This window comes from Geminocystis sp. NIES-3708, assembly GCF_001548095.1.
Lineage (GTDB): Bacteria > Cyanobacteriota > Cyanobacteriia > Cyanobacteriales > Cyanobacteriaceae > Geminocystis.
The window spans coordinates 2,946,875-2,958,749 of the sequence record NZ_AP014815.1 but is presented as its reverse complement, the minus strand read 5'-3'; the positions used below and the strand labels follow the sequence as shown (position 1 = coordinate 2,958,749).

The following is an 11,875-nucleotide window of genomic DNA, read 5'->3' as shown; positions in this document are numbered from 1 at the left end:
TCATTTATACGTGGGATTCTCCCATTTACACATTTACCCCGAAGGGCAACTGCTTCATAGAGTTAGGCGGATTGCCAAGTACCGCATCAACTAGACCCACTGAATCTATTACAGAATCAGCTTTCTTTAGGTCTAGCTGACAAGAGAAACCATCATATTGAGCTAGGTTTCTCGAAGCATTTAAGTCTGAGTTGCTATAGTGTCCATTGGGACAGTTAAAATGATGCCCTTTTCTGTTTCCCAATACTCCACATTTAGAACAGCTTTTAGAAGTATAAGGAGCAGGACGTTTTAACATCCTTAATCCTTTTAAAGACAACTTATAATCTAACTTTTGTTCTAAAGAATAGAAAGCCCAACTATGACGAGATTGACCCATATTTGAGCGATCTTTCTTTCTTTGTTTCATAGTTTTACGGCAACTTTCCAAGTCTTCAATAACTACATCGGCTTGATGATATTCTGCAAAGCGCACTATTCTACAAGAAACAGTATGATTAATAGCTTCCATCCATCTACGCTCTTTTTTATTCCATTTTTTTAAAGCACGGAATTTTTTTGCTTTTTGCAATTCCTCTCTACGTTTTTGGAAATAGCGTCTGCGATGTTTTACTTCTCTTCCTGAATAAAACTTGCCGAATCCTTTAGAACCAGCCACTACAGCAATTTGATTCTGTCCTCTATCCACACCTAACCTTTTCTGTGCCTTTACTTCTGGAACATCCTCCGTTATAGACACATAGGCATACCACTTATTCTTGTGACAGATAAGTTTAAATGACCCATAGCTTATCTCCCCTAACAAAATACCATCTAAGATGTATTGCCAGTGACGGGAAGCTACTTCTACTGGAACTCTTTTCTCTCCTTGAACAGTAGGGAATGATAGAGAAAAGGTGTCACCAACCTTCATCAACTTCCAATTTTGTTTGTTGATTTCAGGCGGCAAAACATTATAATGTTTTGCTTTTCTTCCAGTAGCAGAGCAAGTATGCCGAATTACCTGATTTAAGAGGGCAGATTTTAACGAAGAAACAACTTTTGCCGTTGTCATGTTTCTTCTTTCCATATATGGTATAGCTAATAATTCATTAGCAACTCTCGTACTTTCAGCCGTCATCTCTACAAAGATATCTGCTTTGCATTTATTGAGATTTTTAAATTTCAGCTTAATTGTGCGAGTTACTTCCATGACTTAAATTTGCCTTAACAAAATTATCTTAATACTTTTCTTAAGCAGTGTGTATAAAACTTAGGATTTAATTTCTTCACGCACCCTGAAGGGTGTCGCAATACATCCCATGCCTAAAGGCGATGGGCTTTATGCGAAGTCATTGTAAGAATCCTAAATTAATAAATAATTGGAGAGATAAAAGCAAAGAATTAGTATTAAGTTTAGTCAATTCTTGCTACTATCTTCTGTTTTCTGTCTTTTATCTTCTACTCTCACCAAAAAACTTTTTTATTACATCTTAGTTAATACTAGAAACTTCGCTAATACGACGGATGTTTAAAACATCACTCATATTTTTGATTTGATTAATCACGTATTGAAATTGGGTAGAATCTTGCACATCAATGGTTAGAGAAATTAAGGCAGGTTTACCAAAATCTGTTTTTACTCCAGCATTACTAACATTAATATTTTGATCTGTTAATCTTCCTAAAATATCTCGTAGAATACCGACACGATCAAGAGTTTCGATAACAATATCCACTGGATAAGTAGCATTACGACTTTTAACATCACAAGAATTCCAACTAACAGGAATTAAACGCTCACCTGGTATAGTCGCTAAATTAGGGCAATCGTGGTGATGAATAGAAATACCTCGAACATGAGTAACAACTCCGATGATATTTTCTCCTGGTAAGGGGCGACAACATCCAGCGATATGATACATTAGTCCTTCTATTCCACAAATAGGATATTTATTTCCATTTATTTCCTTATAGGTTTTTGTAGCGGTAGTGGGTAAAGGAGTTTCTCCGTCATGTTTTATTTCTGATTTTTCTGGTTGTTGTAGCTTATTTTCTTCTCGTAAACGATTAATAATTTGCATACAGGTTACTTCTCCATAACCTAGTGATGCTAATAAATCATCTACCTTGACAAAATTACATTTTTGTGCTACTTTTTGCATGGTATCAGATTTTAACAAAGATTCTAAGCCATTTTTGCCTAATTCTTTCTCTAATAATTCCCTACCTCTAGCGATATTTTCATCACGGTGGGATCTTTTATACCATTGACGGATACGATTTTTTGCACTAGGAGTTACAGCATAATTTAGCCAATCAAGACTAGGATGACTATTATTGCTAGTAACAATCTCCACTATATCGCCATTTTTAATTGGTTGATCGAGAGGACACCATTTACCATTAATTCTTGCACCTTTCATGCGATTGCCTACCTCACTATGAATGCGATAAGCAAAATCCACCACTGTTGCACCTCTAGTTAAAGGGATAACTTCACCTTTGGGAGTAAAGCCATAAACATCATCATCGAACAAATTTTCTCTGAGGTTATCTACATATTCCTGTGCATCTTTTAAATCTTTTTGCCAATCTAGTAATTGTCGTAACCATGTAAATTTTTCTTCATCACTGGATAAATGAGTGTTATTAGAATTCCCCGCTTCTTTATATTTCCAATGGGCGGCGATACCATATTCAGCAATATAGTGCATTTCAAGAGTCCGAATTTGTATTTCTAAAGGTCTTCCATTAGAATTAACCACAGTGGTATGTAAAGATTGATATAAATTAGGCTTAGGTAAACCGATGTAATCTTTAAATCTACCCGGAATTGGACGAAAGGCATCATGAACTACAGCTAAAGCTCGATAACATTCATCATTGGTATTAACGATAATTCTTACTGCGGCAATGTCATAAATTTGATCAAATTCCTTATTTTGACGTTCCATTTTATGGTATATTCCATAAAGGTGTTTTGGTCTGCCCTTAACTTCTACTGGATGAATGCCTAAACTTGCCAGACGACGATTAACAATAGCTGTTACATTTTCAATTCTAGCTTCTCTATCTTTTCTTCTTTCTGAAACCAAGTTTTTAATGCTATTGTAAGCAATAGGGTTGAGATATTTGAAAGATAAATCCTCTAACTCCCACTTAAAATGCCAAATACCAAGACGATTAGCTAAAGGTGCAAAAATTTCTTTGGTCTCCTCCGCAATTAAACGCTGTTTTTCTGGGGCTAAAAAATCAAGGGTGCGCATATTGTGTAATCTATCCGCCAATTTTACCACGATCACTCGAATATCTTGAGCCATGGCGACAAACATTCGCCGAAAATTTTCTGCTTGTCTTTCGGTTTTACTAGAAAAGTTAAATTTAGATAACTTTGTCACCGCTTCTACTAACTGGCGTACATTTGCACCAAAAAGAGTTTCAATTTCATCGGGAGTAATATCCGTATCTTCTACCACATCATGTAAAAAACCTGCAGCAATCATTTCTGCATCTCCACCCAAATCTCTTAATAACTCTGCAACAGCTACAGGATGAGCGATATAAGGTTCACCTGATTTACGATATTGTCCTTCATGTAAAGAATAAGCAAATTGAAATGCTCTACATATTAGGCTATTATAAGGATCGTTTTGGTCACTAATTAAACAATTATTTAACCAATTCGGAATATGTAATTTTTTGACTGGTTTAATTTCAGGAATGATGGTGGTGGTATTCATAAATTTGGGGTAAAAATGGATAAATTGAATATTATTCAGTTATAATTCTTGACGGTTATGATCAAGTACAAACAATTTCAGAAACTAAAATCATCTCCTCAAGGAAACCTTGAATTCTATTTCCATTGATAGAAGAATTACCCCTACTGCAATGCTTTCTTTCATTTGCTCTCACATCTAGGGGGATATTAGTAATAGTTAATCTCTTAATTAAATTTTAACTCAATTTAACCAAAATGTTACCAAAATCACATCGACAAGAATTGTTAAGTTGGTTAGAATTACTGAAAAGTTTAGAAAAATTATTCTGTGATGAAAAAGATAATTTTAAGATCGTTAAAAATCAATGGCATCAAATTCAAGACTATTTACAAACAAAAATTATGACTGTTGATAGTGGCAATTTAGAAATAAGTGAACAATTTTTATTTCAATCTTGGCAAACAGAAACTTATCGTTATATACGGCTTTTAAAAACAGATTTTTTATTTTATCAATCAGCGAAACAAGTTAATACTAAACATACTTGTTTTTTAACGATTAAACAACGTCTAAATGATACTATAAAATTAACAGAAAACTATTTAATACAGATTACCTTAAGCAATGAAAATTGACGGCAAACATCATCAAAGCATTTGGATAAATGAAAATAACGAGAAATTAATACAAGTTTTTGATCAAAGATTATTTCCCCATGAAATTAAAATATTTAACATTCAAAATACTGATGCCGCTATTTTTGCTATCAAAGAAATGGTAGTAAGAGGTGCTCCTTTAATTGGTGTTACCGCCGCCTATGGTTTATATTTAGCTTGTCTGGAAGCACAAAAAGAATCTAACCCTGATATATATATAGAAGAAATAGCTAGGAAATTAGCTCAAACTCGCCCTACAGCGGTTAATTTAGTTTGGGCAATCAATGAGATGCTAAGAGTAATTCATCAGGGCAAAAGTGTTGAGGAAAAAATCAATATTGCTTTACAAAAAGCCAATGAAATTAAAAAAGAAGATATTGAGATTTGCTTTAAAATAGGGGAATATGGGCTATTTCTTATCAAAAAAATTGCCGAGTCGAAACAAGGTAAAACCGTTAATATCCTCACTCATTGTAACGCCGGTTGGTTAGCAACTATCGATTGGGGTACAGCAACTTCTCCTATGTATCAGGCACAACAAGCAGAAATTGATATTCATGTGTGGGTTGATGAAACTCGCCCTCGTAATCAAGGTGCAAATTTGACCGCCTTTGAGTTAAATCAACAAGGTATCCCCCATACTTTGATTACTGACAACACTGGAGGGCATTTAATGCAACATGGCATGGTGGATATGGTTATAGTTGGAACTGATCGAACTACTCGTAATGGTGATGTAGCGAATAAAATTGGCACATATCTTAAAGCATTGGCGGCTTATGATAATAATATCCCCTTTTATGTTGCCTTACCTTCTTCTACTTTAGATTGTTCCATTGCGGATGGTATAAAAGAAATTTCGATCGAAACACGAGATCAAAATGAAGTAAAATACATACAAGGCAAGGTTGATGGGGAGATAAAATCTGTTTTAATTTGTCCTGAAACTACTTCGGCTATCAACTACGGTTTTGATATCACTCCTGCTAAATATGTGACGGGATTAATCACTGAGAGGGGAATCTGTAAGGCTTCGGAAGAAGGTATTAGAAGTTTATTTCCTGAGAAATTTTAATCTTTCTAACTCCTCTTAACAAAAGAGGGGAATTTCACTCAAAATTATGAAAAATTATTTATTAAAGTTTCTTATTAAGACTGTCTTATAATGGAAGAAAATATTGAAATAGAAACTTAGAAAAAAGTATAAAAACATTATCGCCTTCGGCTTAGGGAGAGAACTCCTCCACGTTTTTATCTTTTTGACTTACATTATTACGTATATGGTTAATTATTTCTTTTGAGATACTTTATTATTACCTAGTCTATAAAAACATATTATCTAAGCTATATAGTCATTTTAAATAAGAATGAAAAAGTTTAATAATATTAAAAATTCTCAAAAACCTTGATTTGTGAGCATTGTTTATCCTGCATATTTTTTATAACTGTCTCAGTGTTATTTTAATTAACTATAACTCTTTACAGAAAAACTAAACTATTTGAAAAGCAGTAATGATGAACCTAAAAATCTCATTATTAAATAAATCTTTCCATCATTTGTGCCGCCTCTTGATTAATTTCTTCTGCTAAATTAAACAATTCTCTACCAGTGTGTAAATAATAGTCATCATAAGTTATTGTAAATCTTTCTAACTCTTCAATGCCATCACTAATATGATTTAATCCATAATAAAGATTAGCGGCAATACCAGCATATAAACTGGGATTAGGTTGAGATGCTAAAATATTTCTAGCTTTATTAAAATCTTGATAACAGTTGTTTAAATAGTTTGTAAAAATTAACATTAAATTATCATCAAATACATCAGCTGATAAATCTTCAATTTCTTTTTCTAATGGTAAAATAATTTTAGAAATTAAATAATTAACAGGAAGATAAATCTCTTTTAACCATTGAAATTGAGAAAAATCTCGTTGTTTTTGTTGTTGTCTATTTTGTTGATAATATGCTGATATATTTTCACTGTTATTTTGTCTGTAATTAACAGCATTAACAAATTGTTGATTTAATTTTTGATCATAAATATGACGATTTTTTGCATCACTCAGAACTTCATAAGCGGCATTGAGTTTTATAATTAGATCATGATTAGCATTTTTATGGTTACTATCAGGATGAAATTCTTTAACTAAACGTCGATAAGCTTGTTTTATTTCTGTTGCCGAAGCATTAATTTCTATTTGTAAAATTTCGTAATAATTCATTGATTAAGCTGAAATTCATCTAACTTGCATCTTTTAATTTTAATAAAAAATCGATGAAACTTTTATATTGTCTAGCTTCATCAGTAAACTTGGATGTCTTTTTTACTTAAAATCTTTAAATAAAGCAGTACTTAAGTATCGTTCTCCAAAGCTCGGTTGAATCATCACAATTAGTTTATCTTTATTTTCTACTCTTTGAGCTAATTTTATCGCTCCAGCTAAAGCTGCACCAGTAGAAATACCTGATAAAATACCTTCTTCTCGTGCTAATCTTCTGGCATAGATGATGGCTTCTTCATCTGTAACTGTTATAATTTCATCAATTAAATCTATATTTAATACTTCGGGAATAAAACCAGCTCCAATACCTTGTATTTTATGGGGTCCAGGTTTTCCGCCTGATAATACTGGACTATTTTTAGGTTCAATGGCGATCGCTTTAAAAGTAGTTTTTTTCGGTTTAATAAACTCAGCAATACCCGTAATTGTACCACCGGTACCAACACCAGCCACCAAAAAATCAATATTTCCATCGGTATCTTCCCAAATTTCTTGTGCTGTAGTTTGATAATGAATTTGAGGATTAGCAGGATTCTGGAATTGTTGCAACATATAAGCATCAGGAATAGTATTCACAATTTCTTTAGCCCGTTGAATACAACCTTTCATACCTTCGCTACCGGGAGTTAATTCTAATTTTGCACCATAGGCACGTAACATTGCCCGTCTTTCTTCACTCATGGTTTCTGGCATAGTTAAGATTAACTCATAACCTTTTGCCGCTGCTGCCATAGCTAAAGCGATGCCTGTATTACCAGAAGTAGGCTCAACTAACACAGTTTTTTGGGGAGTAATTAAACCAGCTTTTTCTGCCGCATTAATCATATTAACCCCAATACGATCTTTTACGGAAGCAGAAGGATTCATGCCCTCTAATTTAACAACAATTTCAGCAAAACAATTTTCTTCTTGAGAAATACGATTAAGTTTAATTAAAGGTGTTTTTCCTACTAATTCAGTGATATTATTTGCAATTTTCATTATGTAATTCAAAAAATGATTTTATTTACTGTTCTTGATTATATTTTATCAATATTAATATTACTAATTAAAATTTTTTATTGATCGAATATTTTTAGTTGTGCAGAAAATTTTGGATGGTAGTTAAATAATTATTTTCATCTTCTAACATAGGAAAATGTCCAGTTTTAGGAATTTCTACATAGTCAATATTATCAGTATTTAAAACCGCAGCCGCTTTTCCCATAGAAGCAGGAATTATCTGATCTTTTTCTCCTGAAATCAACAAAGTTTTTACTTTTATTTTTGCGAATTCTTGAGGCATAATATCAACTGCTTTTTTACTTACTGATGAGTAAATAGTATTTAAAGCGGCATTATAATCAGCTAATAAAAAATCTTCTAAAAAAGCAATACTCATATCTTTTGGAATCGGCTGATATAAGAATCTAGCCATGAACATTTTATCAGCAAAAGGTACTTTTAAAAACCAATTATATCTAAATTTAACCACGTAACCACCTACTTGATGAAAAGTAGAAAAAGCTAGAGCATTATAAGAAAAAATTCCATTACAGGTTAAAATTGCTTTATAAATTCTTTCAGGTACTAAATTAAGCAATATTAAACCAATCGATGCCCCCATAGAATGAGCATTAAAATAAATTTTATCAATATTAAGAGTGTCTAATAAGATCAATAAATCTTGGGCATAATCTTCTAACTCATAACCAATATTTATCGCTTTATTTTCTTTTGATTGTCCAAAACCGCGCATATCGTATAATAAACAATCATAGTCATTAGCGATCGCCTTAGCAGTAGTGCGCCAGTATCGACAAGAACCTCCCCAGCCATGAATAAAAACCATTACAGGTTTAGGATTATGATTTTGTAAAGGTTGTCGAATCCACTCATAATAATGATTTACTCCTCTAATGTTAACTTTTCCTTTTTCCTTGAGCGTCATAATTTAATAGTTGATGATGAACAGTAATTAATCATTTATTGTATCCATTTATTTTTAGAAGGTGGATTATAGCTCCAATTATGAAATAAGGTAAGTTATCATATAAGAATTGTCCGTTAAAATTTACCTTTCCATGATTGAAAAACTACCCGTAAAAATTGTCAGTGATAACCGTCAAGCAAGATATTTATACGAAATTTTAGAAACCTACGAAGCTGGAATCGAGTTAACTGGCACAGAGGTGAAATCTATTCGGATGGGTAAAGTTAACTTAAGAGATGGTTATGCTTTAATTCGTAACGGAGAAGCATGGTTAAGTAATGTGCATATTTCTCCCTATGAAATCAGTGGTAAATATTTCAATCATGAGCCTCGCCGTAATCGTAAATTATTGTTACACAAAAAAGAAATTAATAAACTAATTGGTTTACTAGAACAACAAGGTTTAACTTTAATTCCCTTAAAAATGTATCTTAAAGGTCATTGGGTTAAAATAAGTTTAGGATTAGGCAGGGGTAAAAAACTTCATGATAAACGAGAAACCGTTAAACGTAGAGAAGATCAAAGAGAAATGGCTAGGGCGATGAAAAGATTTTAATTTAATTATCACAATGATTAACTGACATGGGTGAAAATAGAGAACAGAATCTGGATAAATTTCAACTATCATTATACTTAATGCCCATATTTGGACCTGTTTGGGCTTTAATTCATCTGAAATATTTTCCTCATAATCTTAATCAACAACAAAAAAAAACTAGCCGTCTTTCTTTACGATTAGGCATGGCTTGGCTAATTACTTATAGTACCTTGTGGGTAGGAGGTTCGATTACATCTGATCTGCTTTCTATCAGGCTACTTTATTTTAACGGAATTATTACTACTACCTATTTTTTTATTTGTTTAATTCTCATTTCTCAGCTTTGGAGTCAAAATTTAAGTCAACGTAAGTAAATAATCAACAAGAAATATGAATTGGCAATATAAAACTCCCGGTATTCCTGATGAACTTTTTGAGCGTTTACCCGGCATTCCTTTAACCAAAAGAGAAGTTAGATTATTAATATTATCAGGATTAAGATTAGAAGAAAAATCAGTTATTTGGGATATAGGTGCAGGTACAGGTACTATTTCCATTGAAATTGGTTTACTTTGTCCTAAAACGACAATTATCGCCATTGAAAGAGATCCTGATGTGGCTAATCTAATTAGAAAAAATTGTCAACTGTTTGGTGTTAAGAATGTGCAAGTAATTGAAGGAAATGCCCCCGATTGTTTTGACAGTTTAACCCCAAAACCTGATCGAGTTGTCATTGGTGGGGGTAAATCTGTTAAAGAAATTTTACGACAAATATGGGATTATTTACCCTTACAAGGAAGAGTTGTAGCGATGGCTGGTAATTTAGAGAATCTTTATTACATTTCCGAAGGATTATCACAGTTACAAGCTCGTAATGTAGAAGTAGTTCAGTCTTCCATTAATCGTTTAGAAACAAGAGGATTAAGTCAAATATTTGCAGCCATAGCACCTGTCTTTATTTTAAGCGGTGAAAAACTAGGAGACTAAATCGTTAAATCTTGCATTTTGTTTAAAATTTTCTAATCTTGTGAATTTTGAATCTCATCTTCGAAAAGACTATCTAATTCATCTATAGGATTTTGATTGTTTTCTGGAGAATAGGATTCTACATTTAAGTTAATATTTTCTTCCGTTTCCATTAATAAATCTAAATCATCTAAAGTTTCGATAATATCTTTTTGAGAAATATTTTCAGAGTTCATTTCTTTGGATTCTAAATCGGTAGATAAATCAATTTCTTCTTCTTGATTTTCAGACTCTAAATTGGCGGATAAATCAATTTTTTCTTCTTGATTTTCAGACTCTAAATTGGCGGATAAATCAATTTTTTCTTCTTGATTTTCAGACTCTAAATTGGCGGATAAATCAATTTTTTCTTCCTGATTTTCAGATTCTAAATCGGTAGATAAATCAATTTCTTCTTCCTGATTTTCAGATTCTAAATCTGCAGATAAATCAACTTCTTCTTCCTGATTTTCAGATTCTAAGATACTATCAACTATAATTTCCGTTTCTGATGTTACAATTTCTATAGATGTTTCTATAATTTCTTGTGTTTGTGCTGTGATAGTTTCTGGCAATATTTCAGCAGTAGTTTTGTTTTCTTCAGAAATATTATTAGATTCCGCTAAATCAAAATTATCGATAGCATCTTCCACTTCTATGGCAGTAGTTTTAGAATCAATTTCTAATATTTCTTCTTTTAAATCTATATCTTCTGAAGATGTTGACGGAGAAATAACTTCTTCGGATTGAGAAATTTTTTGAGGAGATGATTTGCGAAAAAATCCTAAAAATTTAGTTAGAATATTTGTCTTTGTTGAAGATGAAGGTTTGTTTTCCGACGGAGATTGTGCTAATCCTAAAGAATCCACATCAAAATCATCATCCTCTGTTTTTGAGTTATTTAAAGATAAATCTAGTGATTGATTGATATTTTCTTCTTCTTTTATCTCTTGAATAACAATTTCTTCAATAATATTTTCTTTCTGTGGAGATTCTTCTGTTAAGCTATCATTTACAATTTCTTCGATGATATGCTCTATTTTTTGAGAGTTATCTATATCACTAACAATTTCTTCGACAATAGAGTTAGATTCGGTTTTTATCTCACCAGAAGTTTTATTTTCACTATTCTTTACTAGATTTTCCTTAACAATATCAGTTTTTTCTTTGTTGGTAACAGGCTTATCAATTTTGGCTTTATTAGTAACAGATGATTTTTTCTGAATTAATTGAGACAGCTTACCAAAAGAAACTATTATCAAACTTAACAGTGAAACTCCTTCTAAAATTTGATTAGATTCTGAATCAGCCGTAATAGTTTTTCTTAGTTGGCGATTTTCCCAAATAAATGAGATCGCTACTGATATAATTGCTAATTGTCCTAATAAAACTGCCCCAGTTATTCTACCTGCACAAACCCAAAGAGTTAGGGCATAAAATAATCCCAAACCACTCCACAAGAAATCATCCTGTCGATGAATTTTCGGACTAATAAAAGCATTTAGATATAGTGTTAAACTAATAGTAGCCATAAGAGTGGCGAGAAAGTAAGCCAACATTGCCTGTTTTCCTTCGATTTATTTATTTCTTATGATTATTATAGTGTTAAATTAAGCTCAAATGTTATGATCGAAATTCGTTTTATCAATAGTTTCTTCTATTTCTTAGGAGTTATCTTTATCAAAAACTTTTTCGCAAAATCTGATTTTATTGT

The 11,875-nt window shown here is 32.1% G+C and carries 11 protein-coding genes; 5 read left to right on the top strand and 6 right to left on the bottom strand.

All coding sequences use genetic code 11. The features are described 5' to 3' along the window. Positions 1 to 25: 25 nt before the first annotated feature. Both GM3708_RS13010 and GM3708_RS13005 read right to left on the bottom strand, forming a co-directional pair. On the bottom strand, positions 26 to 1,192 hold the full coding sequence (locus GM3708_RS13010; protein WP_066347772.1) for an RNA-guided endonuclease TnpB family protein: 1,167 nt from the start codon (positions 1,190 to 1,192) through the stop codon (positions 26 to 28). A 280-nt stretch (positions 1,193 to 1,472) separates the two neighbouring features. Further along, on the bottom strand, positions 1,473 to 3,722 hold the full coding sequence (locus tag GM3708_RS13005; protein ID WP_066347769.1) for a bifunctional (p)ppGpp synthetase/guanosine-3',5'-bis(diphosphate) 3'-pyrophosphohydrolase: 2,250 nt from the start codon (positions 3,720 to 3,722) through the stop codon (positions 1,473 to 1,475). 236 nt (positions 3,723 to 3,958) lie between these two features. Between GM3708_RS13005 and patD the strand changes: the two genes are divergently transcribed. Both patD and mtnA read left to right on the top strand, forming a co-directional pair. After that, positions 3,959 to 4,339 carry a heterocyst frequency control protein PatD gene (gene patD / locus GM3708_RS13000; protein WP_066347766.1) on the top strand — a complete coding sequence of 127 codons (381 nt, stop codon included), beginning with the start codon at positions 3,959 to 3,961 and terminating at the stop codon, positions 4,337 to 4,339. Beyond that, positions 4,329 to 5,435 (top strand): S-methyl-5-thioribose-1-phosphate isomerase, encoded by a 1,107-nt coding sequence (mtnA, locus tag GM3708_RS12995; RefSeq protein ID WP_066347764.1) that lies wholly within the window; start codon positions 4,329 to 4,331, stop codon positions 5,433 to 5,435. Before patD ends, mtnA begins: the two co-directional genes overlap by 11 nt. Positions 5,436 to 5,896: 461 nt before the next feature. Here mtnA and GM3708_RS12990 read toward each other — a convergent pair whose 3' ends face one another. The 3 genes from GM3708_RS12990 to GM3708_RS12980 all read right to left on the bottom strand — a co-directional run bounded on the left by GM3708_RS12990 (position 5,897) and on the right by GM3708_RS12980 (position 8,576). Next, positions 5,897 to 6,586, bottom strand: a complete 690-nt coding sequence (locus GM3708_RS12990; RefSeq protein ID WP_066347761.1) for a J domain-containing protein — start codon at positions 6,584 to 6,586, stop codon at positions 5,897 to 5,899. 102 nt (positions 6,587 to 6,688) lie between these two features. After that, positions 6,689 to 7,627, bottom strand: coding sequence for a cysteine synthase A (gene cysK / locus GM3708_RS12985; RefSeq protein WP_066347758.1), 939 nt, complete (start codon positions 7,625 to 7,627; stop codon positions 6,689 to 6,691). A gap of 94 nt (positions 7,628 to 7,721) precedes the next feature. Continuing rightward, positions 7,722 to 8,576 (bottom strand): alpha/beta fold hydrolase, encoded by an 855-nt coding sequence (locus GM3708_RS12980; RefSeq protein WP_066347757.1) that lies wholly within the window; start codon positions 8,574 to 8,576, stop codon positions 7,722 to 7,724. 133 nt (positions 8,577 to 8,709) lie between these two features. Here GM3708_RS12980 and smpB point away from each other — a divergent pair, with 133 nt between their 5' ends. Genes smpB through cbiT form a run of 3 tightly spaced genes read left to right on the top strand, consistent with a single transcriptional unit; the run spans position 8,710 to position 10,143 of the window. Then, on the top strand, positions 8,710 to 9,174 hold the full coding sequence (gene smpB / locus GM3708_RS12975) for an SsrA-binding protein SmpB (RefSeq protein WP_066347748.1): 465 nt from the start codon (positions 8,710 to 8,712) through the stop codon (positions 9,172 to 9,174). Positions 9,175 to 9,200: 26 nt separating this feature from the next. Further along, a complete protein-coding gene (locus GM3708_RS12970; RefSeq protein WP_066347745.1) occupies positions 9,201 to 9,530 on the top strand; it encodes a hypothetical protein in 330 nt (109 codons plus the stop codon). A gap of 16 nt (positions 9,531 to 9,546) precedes the next feature. Continuing rightward, positions 9,547 to 10,143, top strand: coding sequence for a precorrin-6Y C5,15-methyltransferase subunit CbiT (cbiT, locus tag GM3708_RS12965; protein ID WP_066347743.1), 597 nt, complete (start codon positions 9,547 to 9,549; stop codon positions 10,141 to 10,143). 32 nt (positions 10,144 to 10,175) lie between these two features. Here cbiT and GM3708_RS12960 read toward each other — a convergent pair whose 3' ends face one another. Continuing rightward, the gene (locus tag GM3708_RS12960; RefSeq protein ID WP_066347740.1) at positions 10,176 to 11,720 is read right to left on the bottom strand and encodes a Ycf66 family protein; all 1,545 of its coding nucleotides are present in this window, start codon (positions 11,718 to 11,720) and stop codon (positions 10,176 to 10,178) included. Positions 11,721 to 11,875 lie beyond the last annotated feature (155 nt).